The 25,926-nt window shown below is 30.2% G+C and carries 16 protein-coding genes and 1 riboswitch; of the genes, 13 read left to right on the top strand and 3 right to left on the bottom strand.

Annotated elements, in window-relative coordinates; translation table 11 throughout:
- Positions 1–17: 17 nt before the first annotated feature.
- On the bottom strand, positions 18–791 hold the full coding sequence (locus VJY38_RS05395) for an SDR family NAD(P)-dependent oxidoreductase (RefSeq protein WP_353679647.1): 774 nt from the start codon (positions 789–791) through the stop codon (positions 18–20).
- Positions 792–928: 137 nt separating this feature from the next.
- On the opposite strand from VJY38_RS05395, the gene VJY38_RS05390 reads away from it, so the two are divergent.
- Entirely contained in the window at positions 929–1,531 is a 603-nt protein-coding gene (locus tag VJY38_RS05390; protein WP_353679646.1) for an HD domain-containing protein, read from the top strand.
- Positions 1,532–1,544: 13 nt separating this feature from the next.
- Positions 1,545–2,042 (top strand): SixA phosphatase family protein, encoded by a 498-nt coding sequence (locus VJY38_RS05385; RefSeq protein ID WP_353679645.1) that lies wholly within the window; start codon positions 1,545–1,547, stop codon positions 2,040–2,042.
- Between the two features lie 2 nt (positions 2,043–2,044).
- Here VJY38_RS05385 and VJY38_RS05380 read toward each other — a convergent pair whose 3' ends face one another.
- Entirely contained in the window at positions 2,045–2,881 is an 837-nt protein-coding gene (locus VJY38_RS05380) for a cysteine peptidase family C39 domain-containing protein (RefSeq protein ID WP_353679644.1), read from the bottom strand.
- A gap of 93 nt (positions 2,882–2,974) precedes the next feature.
- Here VJY38_RS05380 and VJY38_RS05375 point away from each other — a divergent pair, with 93 nt between their 5' ends.
- The 5 genes from VJY38_RS05375 (at position 2,975) to metX (ending at position 10,115) form a co-directional block, all read left to right on the top strand.
- A complete protein-coding gene (locus VJY38_RS05375) occupies positions 2,975–4,021 on the top strand; it encodes a D-alanine--D-alanine ligase family protein (protein ID WP_353679643.1) in 1,047 nt (348 codons plus the stop codon).
- Between the two features lie 11 nt (positions 4,022–4,032).
- A complete protein-coding gene (locus VJY38_RS05370) occupies positions 4,033–5,418 on the top strand; it encodes an aspartate kinase (protein WP_353679642.1) in 1,386 nt (461 codons plus the stop codon).
- A 465-nt stretch (positions 5,419–5,883) separates the two neighbouring features.
- Positions 5,884–7,011, top strand: a complete 1,128-nt coding sequence (locus VJY38_RS05365) for a hypothetical protein (protein WP_353679641.1) — start codon at positions 5,884–5,886, stop codon at positions 7,009–7,011.
- A 333-nt stretch (positions 7,012–7,344) separates the two neighbouring features.
- A riboswitch (SAM riboswitch) is annotated at positions 7,345–7,456 on the top strand.
- A gap of 77 nt (positions 7,457–7,533) precedes the next feature.
- Positions 7,534–8,838 carry an O-acetylhomoserine aminocarboxypropyltransferase/cysteine synthase family protein gene (locus VJY38_RS05360; RefSeq protein WP_353679640.1) on the top strand — a complete coding sequence of 435 codons (1,305 nt, stop codon included), beginning with the start codon at positions 7,534–7,536 and terminating at the stop codon, positions 8,836–8,838.
- Positions 8,839–8,981: 143 nt separating this feature from the next.
- The gene (gene metX / locus VJY38_RS05355) at positions 8,982–10,115 is read left to right on the top strand and encodes a homoserine O-acetyltransferase MetX (RefSeq protein ID WP_353679639.1); all 1,134 of its coding nucleotides are present in this window, start codon (positions 8,982–8,984) and stop codon (positions 10,113–10,115) included.
- A 181-nt stretch (positions 10,116–10,296) separates the two neighbouring features.
- Here metX and VJY38_RS05350 read toward each other — a convergent pair whose 3' ends face one another.
- Positions 10,297–12,417 carry a S46 family peptidase gene (locus VJY38_RS05350; RefSeq protein WP_353679638.1) on the bottom strand — a complete coding sequence of 707 codons (2,121 nt, stop codon included), beginning with the start codon at positions 12,415–12,417 and terminating at the stop codon, positions 10,297–10,299.
- 238 nt (positions 12,418–12,655) lie between these two features.
- On the opposite strand from VJY38_RS05350, the gene VJY38_RS05345 reads away from it, so the two are divergent.
- The 6 genes from VJY38_RS05345 to VJY38_RS05320 all read left to right on the top strand — a co-directional run bounded on the left by VJY38_RS05345 (position 12,656) and on the right by VJY38_RS05320 (position 25,916).
- Complete coding sequence (locus VJY38_RS05345) at positions 12,656–16,036, top strand: PAS domain S-box protein (RefSeq protein ID WP_353679637.1); 3,381 nt, start codon at positions 12,656–12,658, stop codon at positions 16,034–16,036.
- A gap of 30 nt (positions 16,037–16,066) precedes the next feature.
- Entirely contained in the window at positions 16,067–17,398 is a 1,332-nt protein-coding gene (locus tag VJY38_RS05340) for an extracellular solute-binding protein (RefSeq protein WP_353679636.1), read from the top strand.
- Between the two features lie 13 nt (positions 17,399–17,411).
- Positions 17,412–18,884, top strand: coding sequence for a sensor histidine kinase (locus VJY38_RS05335; protein ID WP_353679635.1), 1,473 nt, complete (start codon positions 17,412–17,414; stop codon positions 18,882–18,884).
- 47 nt (positions 18,885–18,931) lie between these two features.
- The gene (locus VJY38_RS05330) at positions 18,932–20,398 is read left to right on the top strand and encodes a sigma-54-dependent transcriptional regulator (protein ID WP_353679634.1); all 1,467 of its coding nucleotides are present in this window, start codon (positions 18,932–18,934) and stop codon (positions 20,396–20,398) included.
- A gap of 236 nt (positions 20,399–20,634) precedes the next feature.
- The gene (locus VJY38_RS05325) at positions 20,635–23,772 is read left to right on the top strand and encodes a TonB-dependent receptor (protein WP_353679633.1); all 3,138 of its coding nucleotides are present in this window, start codon (positions 20,635–20,637) and stop codon (positions 23,770–23,772) included.
- 23 nt (positions 23,773–23,795) lie between these two features.
- Positions 23,796–25,916, top strand: coding sequence for a hypothetical protein (locus VJY38_RS05320; protein WP_353679632.1), 2,121 nt, complete (start codon positions 23,796–23,798; stop codon positions 25,914–25,916).
- Positions 25,917–25,926: the final 10 nt, after the last annotated feature.

The following is a 25,926-nucleotide window of genomic DNA, read 5'->3' as shown; positions in this document are numbered from 1 at the left end:
TTTTAGGAAGGTATTTTTTATTCTTTTCTATAAACAATTGTAGCAGATGCCTGCTGTGATGCTAGAAGTGTTATTTGAGCAATATTGACGTGAGGAGGACGAGTTGCACAAAAAATTACCGCATCTGCAACATCTTCTCCTGTCAATGGGATTAATCCTTTATAAACTGCTTTTGCTTTTTCTTCATCGCCATCAAATCTAATTTTGCTAAAATTGGTTTCAACCAGTCCCGGATCGATTGTACTGACCAAAATATTTTTATCAATTGTATCCATTCTTAATGATTTTGTAATTGCATCGACTGCATGCTTTGTTGCACAATAAACAGCACCTTTTGGATATGCTTCGTGTCCAGCTATAGAACCAATATTTATTATATGACCAAAACCTCTTTCGATCATTCCTGGTAAAATTGCATATGTTACATATAATAAACCTTTGATATTTGTATCGATCATCTCTTCCCAGTTATCTGGATTATCTTCATAAAATTTATTTAAGCCACGAGCCAGTCCCGCATTGTTAATTAGAATATCAATTTTCTTCCATTCATCTGTAAGTGAGTTTATAGTATCAAAAACTTCTTTTCTGTTTCTAACATCTAACATTAAAGGCAATACATTAACATTATGATTTGTTCTAATGTCATCAGCAATTTCATTTAATAATTCTTTTCTTCTTGCACTAATTATAACATTTGCTCCTTCTTTTGCGAAGGCATATGCACAGGCTTTACCAATACCAGAGGTTGCCCCTGTTATAAAGATAATTTTGTTTTTTAATGAGATCATAATAAACACCATATAAAATTCTTAAACAAAATTAATTATTTTGTTGTTAATATAAACTTTGATTCAAATCATAAAAGTATAGTTGTGTGTTTCTAAAAAATTATTATTTTGAGTAAGCAATTTATTAAATATAATTTATGGATTATGAATTAATAGAAAAAGTTAAAGAATATGTATTGAATCTTCTTCAAACAAAGATCTCAAGTAATAATGTTTACCATGATGTTGACCACACAAGAAATGTAGCAGAAACAGCCGAAATTATTGGAAGAGCTTCAAACATAAGTGATGAGGATTTAGAAATTGTAATACTGGCTGCCTGGTTTCACGATCTTGGTTATATTGAAGAAGTTGAAGGACATGAAGAATTGAGTGCAAAGTATGCAGAAGAATTTCTTAAAAAAGAAAATTATCCACAATCTAAGATTGATAAAGTAAAAAGTTGTATTCTTGCTACAAAAGTTCCACAAAATCCTAAAAGTCTTTTAGAAGAAATTTTATGTGATGCCGATTTATCCCATCTTGGCAAAAAAACTTTTAAGCATAGAAACGATTTGTTTCGAGAAGAATTTGAATATTACTTTGGTAGACAATTATCCGAAGCCGAGTGGTTAAAAAAGAGTATTGAATTCTTAAACTCACATAAATTCTTTACTGAATTTGCAAGAAGAGAATATGATGAACAGAAAAAAAGAAACATTTCTAAACTGAAAGAAGAGTTATCTAAAATATCTTCTTAGATTTCTAACTAAAATGAAAAAATTATTTCTTTTAAGACACGCAAAATCCAGCTGGGAAGATTCATCACTTACTGATCTTGAAAGACCATTAAATAAAAGAGGTAAACGCGATGCTCCATTTATGGGTAAACTTTTAAAGGAGAAAGAAATTAATATTGATACAATTTATACAAGTCATGCTCTTCGTGCTTTAATGACTGCAGAAATAATCTCAAAAGAAATTCATCTGGGAAAAGAACATATTATTGTAGAAAAAAAAATTTATGAAGCTGGCATAAAAGAATTATCTGATGTAGTAAGCAATCTTCCCGAAAAATTTTCTTCGGTAATGATAATTGGTCATAATCCCGGTTTAACTTCGTTTGCAAATTTTCTTGGTAATAAATATATAGATAATATTCCTACCTGTGGTATTGTTGGTCTTAAATTTAATTTGGAAAGCTGGAATGAAATAGAAAGAGGGAGAGGAGAAATTTTTTTATTTGAGTATCCCAAAAAATATTTAAAGTGATTTTAATATATTGGTGTCATTCCATATTTACCACAGGAATACATCATCAGAATAGAAGCCACATCAATTGTTGCTCTTTTTTCTTCGTCTTCTGGGATTACAAGATCATAGACTTCTGCAACAAATTTCATATTCATAAGAATTTTTTTTAATTCGGAATAAGTTGGTTCGCCATGCCAGTTAGCAACTCTTTTAACAAGGTTTAATTCATTTCGTCTTAAAAATTCAGTAAATGTAATAACATTGTAGCTTAATTTTGTTCGAGGTTTACAAATTGTAATTAAGTCGTTTGTATATTGATCCCATTTGCGTGCAAGGTCTTCATTTTTATCATACATTAATTGAATAGCTTTTTCTGGAGTAAATTTAGCACGTGTATGAACTTTAAATTTAGGAATGAGTGCATAACCATCATAACTAACAATACCAGTTTCTTTTTCTATATATTTCCAGTTTTTTATTAATTGTGAAGAAGTAACAACACTTACAACTTTATCGAGTTCGCTATCGATAACAACAAATTTTCCTTTTTGATAGCTTACTACAGTATTCCAGTGTTCCCAGTTTTTTACACTCAAAATACAGGGATAACCTTTTTTTAAATTTTGTATCAAGAGTCTTCTTGCATCATCTGGATTGCTTGATTGGAAATGTTTCATTTTACAATTAAATCTTCTTGCAGCACGTGAAAGTCCAAACTCGTCTGTTCCAGCCCACCATGTGCTACCGGCAATGATTCCAATTTGATCTTCGTCTTTAAAAATTCCTAACATGACGAGAGCATATTTGAGAGCAAAAGGACCACATTGGTATTTATTGGGTTGTGGATAAAAGCTCAATTTTTTACTCTTAATTTGAGTTCTGTCAAAAATAATAAAAGTTTTGTAATCACCAACTTTTTTATTTTCTTTGTAAAAAAAATTTAATTAAAAATGAAAGTTGCAGTTGTTTTTAACGATACTGGAATAGAATCTCGCAAGAAAAACGAAAAAAAAGGCAATTTAGGATTTACTCCGTATTTCGAAATTGAAGAAGTTAATCCTTTACAGGAATATGAAAAAATTGTTAATTCTCTTAAAAAATCCGGTTATGATGCATATTTATTAAATATAAAGGATAATTTAGATTTATTCTTTAAAGATTTAGATAAGAATAAACCTGATGTAATTTTTAATCTTGTTGAACTCTTTAATGATCAACCTCGACTTGAAATGAATTTTACAGGAATACTTGAATTGCTAAACTTAGCCTATACTGGAGCTCCTCCTTTAACTCTTGGAACCTGTCAAAATAAAATTTTAACTAAAAGAATTCTGGATTCTCTAAAGATAAAAACTCCTCGATATAAAATTGTTAAGTCATTAAATGAACCTTTAAAGTTAGGTTTACATTATCCGTTAATTGTGAAACCAGCTTATGAAGATGCCAGTGTAGGTATTGATAATGATTCGGTAGTTTACAATTCTGAAAAATTGAAAAAAAGAATTGAGTTTATATTTGGTTATTTAAATCAACCTGTTCTTGTAGAAGAGTTTATAAATGGTAGAGAACTTAATGTTGCAATTTTTGGCGATAAGGATCCTGTTGTTTTACCAATAAGTGAAATTGATTTTTCTGAATTACCGGAGAATCTTCATCCAATTGTAAGTTTTCATGCCAAGTGGGATCCATATCATATTTCATATCACAAGACAATACCAATTTGTCCTGCTCCACTTGAAGATAATATTAGAATTGAAGCTGAACAAATAGCATTGAAATGTTTTAAAGCAGTAGCTTGTAGAGATTATGCAAGAGTGGATATGAGACTTTCAAAAGATAATAAATTATATGTGCTTGAAATTAATCCCAATCCAGATTTGCAGGAAGATGCTGGATTTATGCGTTCTGCTGCTCATGCAGGTTATTCATATGATACTGTTTTAAAAATGATTGTAGATTTTGCATATCAGAGAAAACTAAATGCGATGAAAAAATAATTTAATAAAATATGAAAGTACTAAAATTTGGTGGAACTTCGGTTGGTAACTCAGATTGTATAAACTCTGTAATTAATATTATTTCAGACTACCTCCAAAAGAGAGAACAGATAATTGTTGTCTGCTCTGCAATGGCTGGAATTACCGATGAATTAATTAATGCTGCAAGAAGAGCTGCACAGGGAGATGCTTTATATAAAAAATCATTTTTGAAAATAAAAGAAAAACACTTAAGTACTTTAAGCGACTTAATTAAAAAATCAAAACTAAATAAACCCAGAAAAGTTGTAGAAGAAAAATTAAATGAATTATTGCAAATACTGGAAAGTATTCATTTATTAAAAGAATTAACACCACGCACATTAGATAGAGTAATGAGTTTTGGAGAATACCTTTCCTGTTATATAATTTCCCAAACATTAATTTCAAGAAAAATTGATTGTGATTTACTCGATGCAAGAAATATTATTAAAACTGATGAACAATTTGGTAATGCTAAAGTTGATTTTGAAAAGACAAATCAATTAATAAAGGAATATTTTTCAAATAATAAAAAGCTTCAAATAGTAACAGGATTCATTGCTTCGACAAATAATGGGGAAACAACAACTCTTGGAAGAGGCGGCTCTGATTATACAGCTTCGATTATTGGAGCAGCACTTGATGTTGATGAAATAGAAATATGGACAGATGTAAATGGAATTATGACTGCTGATCCTCGAAAGGTTCAGAGTGCATTTCCACTTAAAGCTGTAACATACGAAGAAGCAATGGAAATGTCGCACTTTGGAGCCAAAGTAATTTATTCTCCAACAATGTTACCTGCTCTTCAAAAGAATATAAAAATAAGAATTAGAAATACTTTTAATCCATCATTTAGAGGCACTCTAATTTTACCAAGAGAACCCAATATAAAATTCAATATGAAAGGAATTTCTTCAATTGATAATGTTCATATGTTACAGGTAGAAGGGAGTGGTTTGATTGGTATTGAAGGAATTTCCGCAAGAATTTTTAATGCTCTTGCTAAAGAAAAAGTTAAAGTACTTTTAATTACACAGGGATCTTCGGGACATACAATTTGCTTTGCTGTTTTTCCTTCTGATAGTTTGAAAGCAAAAAGAGCGATTGAAAATGAGCTAAAATTAGAAATATTAGAAAAACAACTAAAGCGAGTAGAAATTATTGAAGATCTTTCTATGCTTGCAGTAGTTGGCGAAGATTTATTAAATACACCAGGTGTTCCTGGAATGGTTTTATCTGCACTTGGTCAAAATGGAATTAATACAATAGCAATTGCTCAGGGATCATCTCAACTAAATTTAACAATAGTAATTAAGAAAGAAGAATTAAAAAAAGCACTAAATGTTTTACATGATGCATTATTTGTTACATAAAACACAAAGTATTGGTTAGTTGTTTTTAATATCTTCTTATGCTTATAGTTATATAATTTTTTCAGTTTTTTATTCAAGCATAGTTATGCACTCAAAATATAAAAAACTATCTGCTCTCAATTTCAGAAGGTTAATAAACTACAGCTTCAAGCATAATTGAGTCGTCTGAATTTTTTATTATAAAAAATAAAAAAATTTAATAAATTAGATCACAACGGTATAGATTTTTTAAACATGAGTTGTTCTTTAATTAATACAAACATAAATAGGCTTTTTTATAAGTAAATTTAATAATGAAACGAATTTTATCGTAGGAATATAAAGTTCAATAAAATATATTATGATTGAATAAATAAATTCCAATTTTCGATAAATTTAAGAATTCCAGAAATGTAATTAAACATTAAAGAAGTTAGGGGGCAAAAAAAAATAAAATTATATTATCATACCGGGGGTAAAAAAATCATGAAAAACATTTACAAAAATTTAAAACATCTACACATCGTTTATTTATTTTCCATAACGATCTTTATGATAACAATTAGTTGTAACAATAATGTTTCTTCGGTAGACGATAAAGAACAATTAGAAAAGAAATTTTATTCTGTTAAAGGATTTGTTAGTTATATATTTCTTGATCTAAATGATAGTACACAAAGACAGGATACTATGAGAACGTTTGATAATCAGAAAATTAAAATTTACTTATATAATATTGTGAATTTTGATTCTGTTTTAATTAGATCAAACGGGGAATTTGTTTTCGATAAAGTTAAAGAAGGTAGTTATATAATACTTATAAATGACAAATCGTATAATACCTTTACAAGACAAATAAATGTACCGCCAGATACTAATTTAAACATTCTACTTGAGCCAAATAAGGATATATATTGCAAGGAAACTTTTACAGTAAGAGGATATGTTTGGGATCAACCAATTGAAGATGTGAGTGGAAATTACCTAAGAGGTGTTAAGGTCTATCTTGATAAAGGATTACTTTATAGTGATTCTACTATTACTGATGGAGGAGGAGGGTTTCAATTTAATAATGTGTGTAAAGGTTTTCATTCCATAACTGTAGATTCATTTGGAAATTTCTACCAATATTATCATCGAAAAATATATGTAAATGAAAATTTTTATTTTCTTTTATATATACAAGGTAAAAAAGCTGATTATTTCCCTTTTGATGAGAATACAAGGTATAAATTCAAATATGATTTTTGGTCATTTAGTACTAATGGAGAAGTTTCTCATAATGAAGGGACATCTTCTTGGAATGTTGATTCAGTAAAATATGAACCTAATTTAAAAACTTATTTTGTTACGGATACTTTTAAGACTGCAAGTAATACTACTTATAGAAAAATAATAATTTCAATAAATCAATATAATAGAGTGAAAATTAAAGGGCTACCTATGGTAGATACTGTTTCATTTAATAGGTTTCAAGATATTAGAAGACCGGAAATTATATCAGTTCCAACACATAGCTTCGAATATGGGGTTAGTATTAAAAGAAATGTTGGCTTATATAAAATTACACGGTATTTGAATCGTCTAAGTGAAGTATATCAGCGTATAGAATAATGTAAATTTATTAAAAAAGGATAAAACATAAGTATATCAATGGAAGTTATGTATTCTAAAATTTGGCATAAAATTTTAGAAAAGTCTATAGATAGAAAAAAAGAAAGGTGCATTAAAATGTTAGATAAATTTAATTCATTTACATGAAAGAAAGTTTAACTTTATACAATGATCATATAGGAAAAAATATTTATACTTTTTATAATTATTAAATTTTATGTTATATAATAGTATAATGGTTTAAAGAAAGTATTTTGTGAAAATTTTGCATTCTTGACAAGGCTTAAATAATATTATATTTTTGTTAAAAATTAAAAATTGTTCTTTACAAAAGTTTCATCAAGAAAGGTCGAGGGAACAGGCCCGATGACACCTTGGCAACCTTCCTTAAATCAGGAAAGGTGCCAAATCCTGCCCCAACTAAATGTTGCGGGAAAGATGAAAAAGAGAATTTTTCATAAACCTCTTCTGGATTCTTCCCGAAGGGGTTTTTTTTTACATTAAAATAAAACGAGGTTATAAATGAAAAAATACAGATTCGAAACCTTACAATTACATGCAGGACAAAAACCTGATCGAGAAACCAATGCTCGTGCTGTACCTATTTATCAAACAACTTCTTATGTTTTTAATAATGCAGACCATGCAGCCAATCTTTTTGCATTAAAACAATTCGGTAATATTTATACAAGAATAATGAATCCTACTACAGATGTATTTGAGCAAAGAATTGCTGCATTAGAAGAAGGTATAGCAGCTCTTGCTACATCATCTGGTCAGGCTGCTGAAACTTTAACCATAACAACTATTGCTCAAACAGGAGATAATATAGTATCGACCAGTTTTCTTTACGGTGGAACTTATAATTTATTTAAAGTTACGCTGCCCAGACTTGGTATCGAAGTTAAATTTGTTAACTCAGATGAACCAGAAGAATTTGAAAAAGCAATCGATAAAAAAACAAAGGCTCTGTATATTGAAACAATAGGAAATCCAAGATTAAACGTACCCGACATAAAAGCACTGGCAGATTTAGCTCATTCATACAACATTCCTTTAATTGTGGATAATACATTTGGAGCTGCTGGATATCTTGCTACACCAATAAGACATGGGGCTGATATAGTTGTTGCTTCGGCTACTAAATGGATAGGTGGACATGGAACATCAATCGGAGGAGTAATTGTTGATTCAGGAAAATTCGATTGGGGAAACGGAAATTTTCCACTTTTTACTGAACCCAGTCCGGGTTATCATGGATTGAATTTCTGGGAAACTTTTGGCAAAGATTCTCCATTTGGAAATATAGCTTTTATTATTCGTGCTCGAGTTGAAGGCTTAAGAGATTTAGGTCCATGTATAAGTCCTTTTAATTCATTCCTTTTACTTCAGGGACTGGAAACACTTTCACTTCGTGTTGAAAGACATTCTCAAAATGCACTTAAACTCGCTGAATGGCTTAAGAACGATAAAAGAGTAAACTGGGTCTGGTATCCTGGTCTTAAAGAACATCCTTATCACGAACAGGCTAAAAAATATTTTAATCATAATTTGTTTGGTTCAATGCTGGCATTTGGAATTAAAGGTGGTCTGGAAGCAGGGAAAAAATTTGTCGACTCTGTTGAACTGGCAAGTTTGCTTGCAAATGTTGGTGATGCAAAAACTCTTGTAATTCATCCTGCTTCAACTACTCATCAACAACTTTCTAAAGAAGAACAAAAAGCTGCAGGTGTAACTGATGATATGATTCGTGTTTCAGTTGGTCTTGAACATATTGACGATATTATTGAAGATTTTGATCAAGCATTAAGTAAAGCATGTGGATGAATTATTTTGATAATCATTCAAAATTTTTATCTGGTAATTAACTATGGATGTAATTTAAAAGTTGACTTAAAATTATTCTTCTTTATGTAAAAGTAAAAATACTTTTTGAAATAAAAATTAAATGGTGAGAGTTTAATAATAAGATGCTAAAACCTATCACAAAATTTGTTGATTTGTTCAATAACAAATCATTAACCCTTATGAATGGAAAGCAATTAAAAAATATTCGAGTTGCATTCCAGACATATGGAGAATTAAACAAGTCTGGAGATAATGTAATCTGGATATTTCATGCATTAACTGGCAATTCGCATGTTGCAGGAATTGTAACAGAAGAAGAACTTGAAAATTCTTCTCCATATGAATTTTTAAATAAATACAACAAAATGTTTTTAGGTAAGCCAGGCTGGTGGGATCCATTAATTGGTCCAGGAAAAATTTTTGATACAAATAAGTTTTATGTTGTATGCAGTAATTTTCTTGGAGGATGTTATGGAACAACAGGACCAACTGATATTGATCCATCAACCAATCAAAAATATGGAATGAATTTTCCACTTATAACTGTAAGAGATATGGTTCGGGTACAGAAAGAGCTGGCTGATTATTTAGGTATTAAAAAAATTAAAGTTGCTGCAGGTGGTTCTCTTGGTGGTATGCAAACACTCGAATTGGCTATTATGTATCCAGACTTTGTTGAAAAAATTATTCCAATTGGTGCTTCTGCTGCTCACTCAGCCTGGGCTATTGCTTTGAATGATATTGCTCGCTCTTCAATTATAAACGATCCACAATGGAATAATGGAAATTATACTGTTCAACCAAAAATTGGACTTTCTAACGCCAGAAAAATTGCAATGATTAGTTATAGAACAATGATTTCATTTCAAAGAAGATTTAATAGAGATAGACTTAATGATAATGATGAATTAAATCCTTTAAATAAATTTCAGGTGCAAAGCTATCTTGATTATCAGGGAGAAAAACTTGTAAATAGATTTGACGCTAATACTTATCTTTATATTACATGGGCAATGGATTTACATGATGTTGGTTATTTGCGTGGCGGAATAAAAAAGGCACTCTCATCAATAACTGCAAAAACTTTGTGTATTGGAATTAGCAGCGATATTTTATATCCACCAGAAGAACAAAAAGAAATTGTCTCTCAAATTCCTGATGCTGAATATGCAGAAATTAATTCTGATGTGGGTCACGATGCTTTTCTTATTGAGTTTGAACAGCTTGAAGAAATATTTTCAAAATTTATTAGATAGAACACGGATAATTTAGAACGAATATAATTTTATTTTATTCGGATTATCCGTGTTCTATGCTTTAGACCTCTGAATAATTGATAATTGTCATATCGAGCAAATCAAAATATCTCAAAAATTATTTTTGAAAATCTACTTTCACTTTGTTCAGAACAATTAAAATAACAAAAGTCTCTCTTTATTACTTCTTCATTTTGCCTTCTTTAAGTTCATAAACTATTCGATCTGCTTTATAAATTTTTTCTGCAGCATGAACAATGGCTCTAACATCAACTGCTACGCATCTATTATTATGAGGCATGTAAATGAAATTACCAACAATGCTCTCCATATTTCCATCGAAAGCAAGTCCTACAACTTCTGCGTTTTTATTAATAATTGCACTTCCAGAGTTACCACCAACTATGTCGTTTGTAGAAATAAAATTAAATGGAGTAGATAAATCAAAATCTGCTGGAATATTCTGCCATCTTTCATGTAAATCCCATGGATATTCTTTGTTGAAAGAATGCCATCTATCATACAATCCATAGAAAGTTGTAAAGAGTGGAGCTTTGGTGCCGTTATAATCAAAACTTGCAAGCTTACCATCACTTAATCTCAATGTAAAATTAGCATCTGGTGGAATTGATGTTCCATAAACTTTAAATATTACCTGTCCAAGCATATCATCATAAACCTGAGTTGTATTAGTAATTTCTCTTAGAAGTTTTTGAAGTTCAGGCAATTTTTCCTGTGTTTCTTTAACAAATACAATTAATGGATCATTGGAATTCAGAATTGCATCGGCACCTTCTTTTGCAAGATTAATTACTTTATCTCTTATACTGATTATTGAATTTGAAAGAAGAAAATCGGCAGCAGCTTTTCCTTTATTATTTCCAAAAAGTTTTTGAATGTAATTATCATCATCACCAAGATTCATTCTCATAAAATCTGCCCAGATCCATAATTTGGTATTCTCAAGCAGTTCATCAACTTTTTCAGGATAAATTGAATTTATTATTGAATCGAGTTTTTCTGTTTTATAATCAGGATTTCTTTCACTTTCGGGTTTGCTAATTTCTTTTGCAAAATCAATAAGCTTTTTTGCAATTGAAAAATAAACAGGTGTAAATCTTGGATTAATTGAATAAGCTGCTAACTTTGGTCCGTATTTTCTCATTTCCATCTGGGTCTTCTCTATATTTTCCCAGACTGTTCCATATTTTTCTTTTAATTCAGGATTATTCCATACAGCTTCCTGAAGTTTTCTCTGGAAATCTTTTTTGCGTGCCATTAAGTATGGATCTGTTAAGCCTTTGTATATAGTTGTAATTACTTTCTGGCTATTGCCAATATTAACACGAATTTTTTCAAACTCATCAGCACGTTCAGGTGCAACTTTTTTTAGTTCTTCAAGTGCATTGTAATAAGTATCGAGAAGGAAAGAATTATTTCTATAAACAACATCTCTCATATATTCGAGTTGTGCAACTGTTTTTAATCTTTGTGTTGTTCCTGGATTTCCTACTGTAAAAATAGGTTCGTTAGGATCAATACCTTTTAATGAGAATTTAAAAAAGTTTTTTGGATTTACTGGCTTGTCGTTTTCATATGCACGATAGAATGTAAAATCGAGATTGTAACGAGGATAAGTAAAATTATCGAAGTCGCCACCAAAATATGCTATTTGCATATCGGGTGCAAAAACAAGTCTTATATCATTGTATCTTTTATAGCCATATAAAGAATATTTTGCTCCATTAAATAGAGAAACAACCTGAGCTATTAAGCCTGTTTCTTTATTGAGTTTATCAGTAAGTTCTTTAATTTTTTCTTCTTTATTTTTTGCTTTTTCTTCTGGAGTTGAACCTGTTTCAGCAGCTTTTTGAACTTCTTCTGTTACATCTTTAATAAAAACCAGCTGGTCTGCATAGTAATTTGGAATTTTTCTTTCTTCTTCAAGTGTTTTAGCATAAAATCCATCTTTAACCAGATCTTCTCCTTCTTGAGATAATCTTTCAAGAATTCCCCGTGCACAATGATGGTTGGTCATAATTAATCCATCTTCGGAGACAAAAGAAGCTGTACAATTTGTGAGTCGTAATGCAGATAAACGAACATCTTCAAACCAATCTTCGTCTACATCAATTCCATATGTTGATTTAAGATATTCAATTGGTGGGTAATCGAAAGACCACATCTTACCAGTGTCGAAACGCTGGGCTTTAACTGTGTCTAATTTTAATTGTGCATTAGTTGTAAATAGAAAAGCAAATAAGAAAAGAATTATTGAAGAATTGACTAATAATTTTTTCATAAATCACCTGCAATTTTTAAATAAAGATTTTGTATTCAAAAAATAAAATAGTTATTTGTGATAAACAAAACTGGATTTAATGAATTAAGATAAAGAATTACTTGTTTGTTCAAGATATTTTGTGAATTAATAATTTAATTAAATTCTTAACTTAATGAGTGTTTATTAAATATCATGATTTTCTTGCTTCTATTTTATAAATTGTAATTAAGTTTAAGGATAAATACATGTTAGCTCAATGATTCCATCGACTGAATTTAACGCAAAAAGTAATATTACTTTTAGAAATGCATTCGAATTTGCTCCAGTTGGTGTACTGATTTTTTCCAGAGATTTTAGAGTAGAATTTGTAAACAATAATTTCTTCAGGTTTCCTGGTGTTATTAATGGCACTCCAGATTCTTTGGTGGGAAAAAGTATCTATGAATATAGAATTTTTGAAAACATCGATTTGAGAAAAGATTTAATTGAACTTAAAAACTTCACTGCTTTCGAAAAAGAGATTGCAGAACTAAAGACAATTACTGGTAATAAAATCTCTGTTTTGCTCAAATGTGTACCAATAATAATTGATAATAATTTTGAAGGCGGCGTTTTAATTCTTGAGGATATAAAATATGATGCAGCTAAAAAAGAAAGTTCTTTAATAGACTCACAAAATTTTATAAACTTTCTCTCTCAAATAAGTGAATCATTTGTAATAGTTAATAAATCCTGTGAAATAAAATTTGTTCAAGAAAATATTTATGAAAAATATAATTTTCTCTTTGAGGCTGATTCAATTTATCCTGGAAAAAAGCCAAAAAAATTATCTGGCTTACTATTTAAAAAATTAATTGAACAATCTGCAACAGCAGAAAAAATAATTTCAACAGAAATTCCTTTCCTGAAAGATTCAAAAGAACAGAGATTAAATGTTTCTATTATACCATTAATAACAGAAGATAATAAGCAGGAATTATTCATAATATTAATTTCGAAGAAGATACGTGAAGATAAATATCTGGAAGAATTAATTAATGAACTTAAAAAGTATGAATATATTTCAACAAATTTTTTTGATGGATTAATAGGCATTAAAGAAAATGGTGAAATATTTTTATGGAACGAAGGTGCAGCAAATTTGTTTGGTCTTACCAAAAGTGAGGTCTATGGAAAATCAATCTGGAAAATATTTCCAGAATTAAACAAAGAATTTTTAAGTGAACTCAGTAAAAAATTAGAATCAAAAAGTTACGAAGAAATTGTTCTTAAGATTGGTGAAGATGAAAGTTTATCTGAATATTTTACAATAAGAATTGGTTTATTGAAAGATGAAGAAGAACGGAAATTTATTCTTCTTTGCACCAATACTACTCAAAAGACAAAACTCGAAAGAGAACTTAAAGCTTCGGAAGAAAGATTTAAGAATATTGTAATTAATTCACACGAATTTATTTGCATTCTTGATTTGACAGGTAAAATAATTTATGCCAATCCTTATCTTCTTGAATCATTTAATTATACAGAAGAAGAAATTAAAAAATTATTTTTTAGCGATTTGATTGATCCTTACTATTTAATGAATGTGGGATTCAATCTAAATGATATTAAAAACAATAAAATTCAATCAATAGAAATACCTTTAATTACAAAGAGTCGCCAGACAATTTATACACTTGCAAGTTTTTCTATAGTAAAAGATTCTTCCAATCTTCCCCTTTATTATAATGTTATTCTAACAGATATAACTCAAAAGAAAGAATTTGAAAAAGATCTTTTACTCATTCGTTCAATATTCGAAGCCTCTCTTGATGGGATAGCACTTATTAACAAAAGAAAAATATTTCTCGTCAATGATTCATTTGTGAAGATGTTTGGTTATAAAAGTGCAAGTGAAATAATAGGTCAAGATCCCTTAAACTTTGTGGAAAATAATAGTATAGTAAAAGTTGCAAGATTAATTGAAGATCTTGAAGAAGGTAAAATTTCAACTTCGAAGTTGACATTTACTGGCATTACAAAAAATAATTCAACAATTGAACTGGAAAATTCTGTTTCTTCCTACGAAGTTGATAACGAAAAGTTTATTGTCTGGATATTAAGAGATATTACAGAAGAAAAAAAATCAAAAGAAATTTTAAGATTATCCGAAGAAAGATATAGAAGTATTACAGAAAATATTAATGAGTGCATATGGACTGCAGAAAGAATAGATGGTAAACTGAAGGAAGTATTTTATACTCCCACAATTAAAAAGATTACAGGTTATTCTCACGATTCATTTTTGAAAGATTCAAAATTGTGGAAAAAGATTATTCATCCCGATGATGTCAAAGAAACAGTAGAAAAATTAAGAAGGTTTTATAAAGATCCTGCAAGAAATTTTGAAGTTCTTGAATATCGAATAATTGATTCGCTTGGAAATGTTATCTGGATTGAAAACAAAATTACCGTTAACAGAGATTCAAGTGGTGAAGTACAGAAAGTATTTGGAATTGTAAATGATATAACTCTTTCTAAAAAAGCAGAAGAAGATTTAAAAAAATCTGCAAGAGAATTAAAAGAACTTAACGAAGCAAAAGATCGATTTATATCTATTATATCACACGATTTAAGAACTCCATTCAGTTCAATTCTTGGATTTACAGATTTTCTACTCAACGAAAAAGATATTTCGGAAGATAAAAGAAAACAGTATATAGAATTTATTCAGGAATCTGCTAAAAGTATGTTGAGTTTGGTTAATTCATTACTTGATTGGACAAGACTTCAAACTGGCAGAATAAAGTTCGAACCACAAAAAATAAATGCAAAAATATTAATTGATAAGTCGTTACAAATTTTATCTGGGGCTGCATTACAGAAAAATATAAAGTTAATTTCAGAAGTTGAAAATGATCTTCATATACACGCAGATGAAAATTTACTATTACAGGCATTTAATAATTTAATATCAAACTCAATAAAATTTACCAATCCAGGAGGTAAAATTACAGTATCTGCAAATATTAATATTGAAAAGAGAAATGTTCAATTTGTAATTGAAGATACTGGTATTGGAATTAAAAAAGATGATTTACCAAAACTTTTTAAAATAGATTCAAAGTTTACAACAACAGGAACTGCAGGCGAAAAAGGAAGTGGGTTAGGACTTTCGCTTGTTCATGAAATAATAAGTAAACATGGTGGCGATATCTGGGTTGAAAGTGAATATGGAAAGGGAACAAAATTTATTTTCACTATTCCAATTTCTTCAACAACAATTTTACTTGTTGATGATATTAAATATGATCGGATACTTTATACCAAACTCTTAAGGAATTTAATTCCTGGATATACAATTCTTGAAGCAGAAAATGGGAAACAGGCACTTGAAATTATTAAACAACAAACACCTGCACTTGTAATTACAGATCACAAAATGCCAGTAATGAGTGGTTATGAACTGGTAAAACAACTTTTAATTTCGGATTTGAAAGTTCGTCCCCCGGTTATAATTCTCAGTAGTGATATTAATAAAGCAATCGAAAATGAATATAAAAATCTTGGTGTAGAATATATATTTCAAAAACCTGTTAATCTTAGCAACTTTAAGAATGCTATTGAAAAATCTTTACGTAAGATTATCTTGTCGTAAAAATCTTCATTATATTTTTAGGGGGAACAATTGAAAAAGATTACAAAAAAGATTAAGGAATCTTCGATCTGGTTAATATCAATTTTGATTTCTCTGGTTGCTATTTTCTTTTTTATTTACCTGCCATTTCAAATAAATCTCTTTCCTAAAGGGAAAGCTCAAAAAATTTATTATGTAGATAATATTTCACCAGCTCATTTAAAGATTATTAAGAAGTTTAATGAACTTCATAAAGGTGAAATAGAAGTTGTTCCAGTAAACTTACCTTTTTATCATTTTACTACGAATGATAGAAAAGCAATTCTTACACGTTCTTTAAGAAATAGAAGTGATGGAATTGACATTTTTGCTGTTGATTTAATCTGGGTACCACGATTTGCAAAATGGGGATATCCACTCGATAGATTCTTTAGCAAAGAAGAATTTAGAAATGTAAATAAAATGGCATTGAAAGCCTGCTATCAGAACGATACGCTTGTTGCATTTCCATTATTTCTTGATATTGGAGTTTTGTATTACAGAAAAGACCTGATTCAAAAGCTACCAGATGGCCGTTCGATAGAAGAGAAAATTCAAAAATCACTTAGCTGGGATGAATTTATTGCACTCGGGAAAAGATTTAGTTATTCAAATCCATTTTATGTTTTTCAGGGAGGCGATTTTGAGGGACTTGTATGCAGTTTTCATGAATTGCTTTCTGAAAAAGAAAGTGAGAATATTTTTTATAAAGAGCCAATTATATTGAACAAAGAGCCAGCAAGAAAAGCTTTACAACAATTAGTTGATTTTATCCATAAGTATAACTTTTCTCCAATTGAAGTAACAAGATTTGATGAGTTTGCAAGTTATATTTATGCAAACGAAAATAATGCTGTTTTTTTAAGAGGATGGGTAGGATTTCATAAACAGTATAAAAAATTCTTAAAAGATAGCTCACACATAATAGACATGGCAATTGCACCACTTCCACATTTCGAAGGGAATAAATCTTCTGGTGTATTTGGTGGCTGGAGTTTGATGATTTCTAAATTTTCTGATAGAAAAGAAGAAGCAATTAAGTTTATCAAATTTATGTTTGAAAAAGAAAATCAGAAAATACTTTATGAAGAAGGAGGTGTAATTCCGGTTAACGAAGAAGTATTTCGAGATGCTAATTATTTAAAAGATCACAAAGAATTACTTCAAATACAGAAATTATTGCAATGGGGAAAACACAGACCATTTTTAGAAAATTATACTCGTATTTCAGAAATAATGTCAAGACAATTTCATAAAGCTTTAAAGAAAGAAATCTCGGTTTCGGATGCTCTTAACTTTGCATCACAGCAAATAAATAATGAAAAGATCATTGTCAAAAAGTGAGGGATAGGTTTGTATGAAAGCATTGAAAAAATTTAAAGATATTCATTTTGGCTGGAAACATATACTTATAATTTTTTTAATACTCATAATGTTTCATGTGTTTGTTGCACATCTGCAGCAAAATACACTCAGAGATCTGCTCTCAGATACAATGGATTGGTATAAACAAAACTCTGCAGAACAAATTGGAAATCTTACTACTTCTGCTCTTGAATTAATACTCGAAACAGATCCAATTGAAAGTGAAACAGACAAAATAAATCGAGTAAAAAATTTAATTCATGCATTAAATAGTATTTTGAAACAACCACTTATGCGTAGAAATGTAGAGGCAATGTGTGTTATTCTTCCATATAATAATCATTTTATTGCACTTGATTTAGGACAGGAATTATATAATTATTTTTATAATCATCAGGTTCTCGATACAACAGTAAGTGATAAATATAAAGAAGCCATCATTAAATATTCTTCCCTTCATAATAAAATGGTGAAATCAGAATTAATAACAAGCTTTCAAGAAGAACAGAATTTATTTCATGTTTTTATTCCGCTGGTACCTTATGGCGAATATAGTGGAGCAGTCTATCTAAGAGTACGACCAGATGTGAATTTTATTAGTCAGCAAATTTTGTCGAGCTTTAATAAGACAGTCTTAATATTTTCTTCTTTGATATTAATTGGTTTACTCGGAATGTTTTACATTTCTACATACACAATTATAGAAAGAGACGAAGCACGTGAAATGCTGTATAGAGAAAGAGAAGAACATCTTCAAAAATTAATAGCACAACAAAAAGAACATTTGTTTACAAAAAGAATTTATCATACTCATCATAAAGCCGAAAAAGTTATGGGATTTATAATCGAGGATATAGAAAGTGCCGATGAAAAAAATATCAAAGAAATTAAATATCGAATTTCTAAATATGCTAATTTTATTTCTCGTGTAATTTATGATATGAAATGGTATAGTCCACCAATTCAGACAATCAGGAATTCCATTTATAAAACTAATTTAAATGAATTGATAAGATTTGTTGTAAATAATATTTTTTTACGAATTTCAAATCCAGTTAAAACAATAAACATAAATCTAAACCTTGATGAAAATCTTCCAACAATATATGTAAATGAATTTGTGGTCTGGGAAATTATTGAACCATTGATTCAGAATTCTATAGATCACTCTGGTACGGATATTATTAATGTTTTAATAAGCACAAAATATGATTCAGAAAATAATCTTACAATTTTAAATATTGAAGATACTGGCAAAGGAATAAACGAAAGCTTGCTCGAAAAGAATGAACAGGGGATTAAAAAAATATTTCTTGAAAATGTATCAACAAAAGAAGAGGGAAGAAATTGTGGATATGGTTGTTATATTGCTTATGAAATGGCTAAAAGATGTGGTTGGGAACTGGATGTAGAAAATAAACCAGAGGGAGGATGTAAATTTATTTTAATGATTAGACATACATAAAAATTTTTGCACACTTATTGATATATGATAAGTAAAAAAAGGAGTGAATGATGCAATTAAATAAACAAATTAATCTATTATTAATCGAAGATGAAACTTATGATGTTAATCGAATTAAAAAGACTTTAGCCCCTTTCAGTCAATGGGTAATTATAAAAAATGTAGTTGCAGATGGACAGACTGCAATCGAATTAATTAGCAATCATGAAAATGAGTATGATGTTATAATAATGGATTATCAAATTGTTGGTCCACTCTCAGGTGAAAAGCTAATTCGAAAGATAAAATCAATAGATCCTTTTATTCAGATAATAGTTATTACAAAAATGACCATTAATGTTACAGATTTTGAATTTGCAAATCGACTTATAGAAGCAGGAGCAATGTGGTTCTGTACTAAATATCCATCTGACATTCAGGATTATGTTTATCAACCTACAGATTTATTATTATCGATTTTAAATGCTTATGAGAAAAAAAGATTGAGTCTGGAAAAAGCAAAATCGAATACACAATTAAATCAATCAATTAATAATATATTGAATGACAAAAAGATTATTGGTGAATCTAATGCAGTTAAAAATTTAATTAAACAAATAGAAAGAGCAGCTGCAAAAGATGCAACAGTTTTAATTTATGGAGCTTCTGGAACGGGAAAAGAACTTGTAGCTACCCATATTCATTATTTAAGTAAAAGAAAGTATGAAAATTTTGTTACAGTAAATGCTGGAAGTATTCCTTCAGAATTAATTGAAAGCGAATTATTTGGTTTTGAAAAAGGGTCATTTACAGGAGCGATGAATTCGAAAAAAGGTTTGTTCGAAATAGCAAATAATGGAACTATTTTTTTAGATGAAATTGCAGAATTGTCAATGTCGTCTCAGGTTAAATTACTCAGAGTATTACAGGATGGCGAAATTGATAAAATAGGGAGAACTGGCACACTTAAAGTAGATGTTCGAATAATTGCTGCTACAAATGTAGATTTAGAAAAAGCTGTAAATGAAAAAAGATTTAGAGAAGACCTATTTTATCGTCTAAATGTAATAAACATTTATACTCCAACCCTGAAAGAAAGAATTGAAGATATTCCTTTATTAACTAAATATTTTATTGAGAAATACTCCATTCAAATGGATATGCAGGTTCCAGAGATTGAAAATGATGCAATAGAAATTTTACAGTCATATGAATGGCCAGGAAATATTAGACAACTTCAAAATGTAATACAGAGACTATTAATTTCGTGTGAGAATATTATTAGAAAGGAAGATGTATTAAATATTTTAGATACAAACAAGGTAAGAAATATCTCCGAACCTGAATTCTGGTTTGGTAATAAGATATTAAAATGGCGAGATATGGAACGACTTTTTAGATGCAAATATTTTACTTTTGTACGTGAAAAAACAAAATCTGAATCAGAAGCAGCAAGATTACTTGGAATGGCACCATCAAATTTTTATCGTATGTGTAATAAACTTGGAATTAAAGGGACTTCAAAAGATACCTGAGTTATTATCAAATTGATAATGATTGAGTCATAAAATTTTATCATTTCGATATATTATTTTATGATATTTTTTATTGATTCTGATTTTTATGATAATTTAACCTGCCTATTAACTGGTATAAACCTTGCCATAAAAATTTTTCAATTGACAAATTTAATTTTAAAATGAAAATATACCTCCTGTTCAAAGTAAAGATAAAAATAAAAGATTAAATACATAAAAGTCAGGAGTTGTATATGCGAAGAGTTATTTACATTTTTTTGTTAATGCTTTTGCAAACGATTGCAACTACGGGTGTTTTGTTTGCTGGAATTACAGGAAAAATCGCCGGGAAAATTACCGATAAATCTACCGGCGAGCCTTTGATTGGTGCTAATGTTATAATAATTGGTACATCTTTAGGTTCATCCACTGATGCACTCGGGCAATATACCATTCTTGATGTCCCTCCAGGTATTTATAGTGTCCAAATTTCTTATATCGGCTATCGTAAACTTATTATTAACGATGTTCGTGTATTTATAGATCAGACTACCAGAATTGATGCAGCTTTAGAATCGGAAGCTATTGAACTTGGAGCTATGGTTATTGTAGCAGAACGAAAAATAATTAAACCCGACGTTGCTACCAGTGTAGTTGCAATTACAGGAAATGAAGTTCAAGAATTACCTATTAATTCAGTAAGTGGTGCAATCGGTTTGCAAGCTGGCGTTCAGGGTTTGAGTGTACGTGGTGGTGGAAGCGATAGACTTTTATTTCTGCTTGATGGAGTTACATTGCGAGATCCAAGAAATAATCAGCCAACAGCTAATATTCCATTAAGTTCTATTAAAGAAATTTCCCTTGAAAGAGGTGGCTTTAGTGCTGAATATGGCCAGGTTCGTTCTGGTATTGTTAATGTTGTAACTAAAGAAGGTAGCAGACATTCTTATAGTGGAAGTATTCAAGTGCGATATAGACCACCTGGTCCTAAATACTGGAAAGGTGAAGGCATTCTTGATGTTCACGATCCTTATTCTTATATCTTTAGACCGTTTTATGATCCAGAAGTATGCTGGACTGGAACTGGTGCATGGGACGAATATACAAGAAAACAATATCCAGAATTTATGGGATGGAACGAAGTATCCAGAAAACTTAATAGTGATAATGATCCTACAAACGACCTTACACCTCTTGGTGCTCAGCGTGTTTTTATGTACGAAACAAGAAAAAAACAACCTAATGATCAACCAGATTATGAAATTGATGCAGGGTTTGGTGGTCCTGTTCCTTTCATAAGTAAAGCTCTTGGAGATTTAAGATTTTTTACTTCTTACAGAAGTAATCGAGAAATGTTATTGTTCCCTCTTACAAGACCCGATTATAGAGACTATGACTGGACATTCCAGTTGAATTCTGATATAACCAGCTCTTTGAAACTAAGGCTTTCAGCTTTAGTGGGTAAACAATTTACAATCAGACATAACTGGGATGCTACAGGAATATATTTCTATCCCAGATATCCAAATGAAATTGCAAGCGTTGCAAGTGGTATTTATGCACCTTCAGATTTAATAACTTTATTTTCAGATTTTAATTTTTCACTTGCAGATATTGGTCATCAATCTTTTGCAGCCAAACTTACTCACTCACTGGGTTCAAATACTTTTTACGAAGTTCTACTTGAACACTTTAGAAGTGATTATAATGTAAGACCAACTCGATGGCGAGATACTTCCAAACTATATGAAATTATTCCTGGATTTTTTGAAGATGAAAATCCGTTCGGTTATTGGCCATTTGATGCAAAAGGTGTTATTGTAACTGGTGGTCAGCACGTTGCTAAAGCAAGAGATTTTAGTGTTGTTAGTTCTACTACAATCAAAGCAGATTTAACAAGTCAAATTAATTTTAATAATTTATTAAAAACTGGAATTGAATTTGTTTATAATGATTTGAACCTGGATTATGGTACCATTGCTTCTGCTACTGCTGGTAAAACTTATGCTGTAAGAGTGCAACAAAGAGTCAATCCAATTCGTGCAGCTTTTTATGCTCAGGATAAACTTGAATTCGAAGGTTTAACAGTTAATTTAGGATTACGTGTTGATTATAGTAATTCAAATACAGAATGGTGGAAAACAGATCCATTCGACATTTATTTTTATTCATCAAAGTATAACGAAACAAGATCATTCCCTAAAGAAAAATCGAAACCACAATGGCAATTAAGTCCTCGTCTTGGAATTGCTCATCCCATAACAGAAAATGCTAAACTATTTTTTAATTATGGTCACTTCAAACAATTACCACAATATGAAAGTATTTTTAGAATTCAGAGAACATCACTAAAATCAATGTCGAGTATTGGTGATCCAAATATAATTTTAGCAAAAACAATTTCTTATGAATTGGGATTCGATTATTTAATCACTGAAAATATATTTTTACAGATAGCAGCTTTTTATAATGATATTTACGACCAGCAGGATCTTACACAATATAATTCAAGTGTTGCAGGTTTTTCATATTCAAAAACCACAAATAATAGTTACGAAGATACAAGAGGCTTTGAAATTACACTTCGAAAAACCAGTGGAAAATGGTGGTCGGGATTTGCTAATTATACTTATCTCGTAAGAACAAGTGGTCACTTTGGTAGCTCTCAAATTTTTGATGATCCATCATTACAAAAACAATGGGATGAACAAACAGTTAATCTGTATCAGGATCGACCTATTCCTCAACCATTTGCTCGCATTAATTTGAACTTCTTTACACCCGAAGATTTTGGTCCTTCAGTATTTGGCTATAAAATTTTTTCTGGCTGGATGTTGAATGTTATTGTTGACTGGCAAGCTGGAGGATATGTAACCTGGAATCCAAAAGGTTTGCCCGCTGTCTCATATAATGTTAAAGCGGTTGATAATTTTAATACCTCTTTAAGACTGGATAAATCATTCGATATTGGAAAACTCAGAATTAACATTTTTATGGATGTTTATAATGTCTTTAATACACTTAGACTCTGGAATACAGGTGATCAGGATTATTTAAGGTCGTTACATCTTCCTAAGAACGAAGCATATGATAACATTCCAGGCAATGATAAAGTTGGAGATTATAGAAAACCTGGCGTTGAATTCCAGCCAATGGAATATCAGGCTGTAATTGATCCTAACAAACCAGGAAAAGAAAAAGTAATTTATTTTGAAGGAACTACTTCAAAATATTATGAATATGTTAATAATCAATGGTCTGAAGTTGATAAAGATAGAATAAATAAAATACTCGAAGATAAAGCATATATCGATATGCCCAATCAATCCACATTCTGGTTCTTAAATCCAAGAAGCTTTTATTTTGGAATGAGACTTTCTTTCAACTTATAAAAGTTTAGTAGAAGAGGTAATAGATGAAAAACAATACAATTAAAATAACAGTATTATTCTTCATTTTATTCGTTGTCAATCCTTTACTATCACAGGATATAAGATGGTTAAGGATTGGTCAGCTCCAGACACCAATTAATGAAATTGGAGCTGAATATGAAAATGAATTTCCACAGGGAAATACTAACTATTTATCATGGCCAGCTTTATATGGTATTGATCAAAATACATGTAGAATGAGAGGGTTGTGGATTGGTTGTAAAGATTTTTATGATCCTGTAGAGAAAAAACAAAAAAGTGTAAAAGTAATAGGTTCTGGACCACGTGATGCAAGTGATAGAGTAAATCAAATTTTTGAAAAAGAAATAAAATTAGTTGGAAAAAACCTGCATCCCACTGTTATAGTTGATGATCAAAAAGCTGGTTCACTTGATAATTATGATGTGCTCGATAGTCTTGATGAAAATCTTCCATGCGATAGAATGGTAATTGTAAAATTTAATACCTCAATTGGTATTTCTGTAACTAAAAAAGTTTATGCATTTTCTCAGCAAAATCATGATGACTATTTGATTCATGAATATATTTTCAAAAATACAGGAATTTATAATCGACAGGGAGATGTTTATAAACAAACACTTAAAGATGTCTGGTTTTACTTTGTTTATAGATATGCCTTTGCAGGAGTAACTTCTTCTGGTTATGGTTCTACTTGGGGTGCATTTTCTTCAACCTGGGGAAATAGTACAATCAATCATGCATTTGGTTTTAATCCAACAGCACCTGAATTTACAGATCCTAATTCTCCAATTTATAATATGAGAGGATTTTATTCGTGGTATGGTCCAAATAGAGATAGACCTGTGTCTTATGATGAAGATTGGGGTTGTCCAAATGAATCTGAAGATGGTGTTTTAGGTTCAGCAAAGTATGCAGGTGTTGTTACTCTTCATGCAGATTTAAGTGCAAAAGATAAAACTGATGATATTTATCAACCAAAAACCACATGGTTTATTAGTTCTGATATAACAGCTATGCAGGCTAATGTAAGTCAATATGATGAACTTTTTATGGGAGATAGATATCAAATTATGAGCGAAGGACATGCACCACGTCAACATGATGAAGTAGTTGGAAATGATTATCCAATAAATTATACCGATCCCAGAAGACAAACAGGCGGAGGTACAAGTCAGGGACAGGGTTTTGGTCCTTATACTCTTGAATATGGAGATAGTATTCGAATTGTATTTGCAGAAGCAGTAAATGGACTTTCATGGGAAATGGCTCGAATAATTGGTAATAACTGGCTTCAATGGCGAAATAATTCACCTACCAAACCACCTTTAATTTTACCTGATGGTTCACAAACTCAGAATCATAATCTTTATAAAAAATTATGGGTCTTTACAGGTAAAGATTCTATACTTAAAAGCTATAGAAGTGCTATGAAAAATTATGGTTCAAATTATAATATTCCTCAGCCACCACCACCTCCAAAAACTTTTACTGTTACATCAGGAGGTGATCGTATTAAACTTGAATGGGCAGACAATGCAACTTCTTGGCCTCACTTTAATGGATATGTGATTTATCGTGCTGAAGGAAGAGTTCTTGATTATAGAACTACATACGAAAAAATATTTGAATGCGATAAGTCTAATGTAGTTCATAGTTTTGACGATAAAACTGCAAAGCGTGGCTTCGATTATTATTATTATATTCAAACTAAAGATGATGGTACTCAAAATGATGTTGAACCAGGAAAACCACTCTATAGCAGTCCATTCTGGACAATAACAACAAGACCAGCAACATTGCAAAGACCACCTGTTACATCAACTCTTGACTCGGTTAGAGTTGTTCCAAATCCGTATGATATACGTGCAAGAATATTCCAGTTTGGTGACCAATCTCAATATGACAGAATTGCTTTTTATGGATTACCCCCCATTTGTAAGTTGAAAATTTTTACAGAACGAGGTGATTTGATATGGGAAAAAGATCATACAAGAGGAACAGGTGACGAACTGTGGGATTCTCTGACAAAGTATGGTCAAATTATCTCCAGTGGTATTTACATTTTATATGTTGAAACTCCTGATGGCCGTTCGGTTATACGTAAATTTGTTGTAATTAGATAAGGAGATTATA

Origin of the sequence: Rosettibacter firmus (genome assembly GCF_036860695.1) — a bacterium.
In the GTDB taxonomy this organism is placed as follows: Bacteria; Bacteroidota; Ignavibacteria; order Ignavibacteriales; family Melioribacteraceae; genus Rosettibacter; species Rosettibacter firmus.
This window is presented reverse-complemented; position numbering and strand designations above follow the sequence as displayed.

Bases quoted from the DNA above. Each gene is read 5' to 3' on its own strand.
- VJY38_RS05360 (WP_353679640.1), top strand. From the start codon at position 7,534: ATGAAAAAATACAGATTCGAAACCTTACAATTACATGCAGGACAAAAA.
- metX (WP_353679639.1), top strand. From the start codon at position 8,982: ATGCTAAAACCTATCACAAAATTTGTTGATTTGTTCAATAACAAATCA.
- VJY38_RS05335 (WP_353679635.1), top strand. From the start codon at position 17,412: ATGAAAGCATTGAAAAAATTTAAAGATATTCATTTTGGCTGGAAACAT.
- VJY38_RS05350 (WP_353679638.1), bottom strand. From the start codon at position 12,417: ATGAAAAAATTATTAGTCAATTCTTCAATAATTCTTTTCTTATTTGCT.
- VJY38_RS05385 (WP_353679645.1), top strand. From the start codon at position 1,545: ATGAAAAAATTATTTCTTTTAAGACACGCAAAATCCAGCTGGGAAGAT.
- VJY38_RS05370 (WP_353679642.1), top strand. From the start codon at position 4,033: ATGAAAGTACTAAAATTTGGTGGAACTTCGGTTGGTAACTCAGATTGT.
- VJY38_RS05390 (WP_353679646.1), top strand. From the start codon at position 929: ATGGATTATGAATTAATAGAAAAAGTTAAAGAATATGTATTGAATCTT.
- VJY38_RS05330 (WP_353679634.1), top strand. From the start codon at position 18,932: ATGATGCAATTAAATAAACAAATTAATCTATTATTAATCGAAGATGAA.
- VJY38_RS05395 (WP_353679647.1), bottom strand. From the start codon at position 791: ATGATCTCATTAAAAAACAAAATTATCTTTATAACAGGGGCAACCTCT.
- VJY38_RS05320 (WP_353679632.1), top strand. From the start codon at position 23,796: ATGAAAAACAATACAATTAAAATAACAGTATTATTCTTCATTTTATTC.
- VJY38_RS05325 (WP_353679633.1), top strand. From the start codon at position 20,635: ATGCGAAGAGTTATTTACATTTTTTTGTTAATGCTTTTGCAAACGATT.
- VJY38_RS05345 (WP_353679637.1), top strand. From the start codon at position 12,656: ATGATTCCATCGACTGAATTTAACGCAAAAAGTAATATTACTTTTAGA.
- VJY38_RS05375 (WP_353679643.1), top strand. From the start codon at position 2,975: ATGAAAGTTGCAGTTGTTTTTAACGATACTGGAATAGAATCTCGCAAG.
- VJY38_RS05365 (WP_353679641.1), top strand. From the start codon at position 5,884: ATGAAAAACATTTACAAAAATTTAAAACATCTACACATCGTTTATTTA.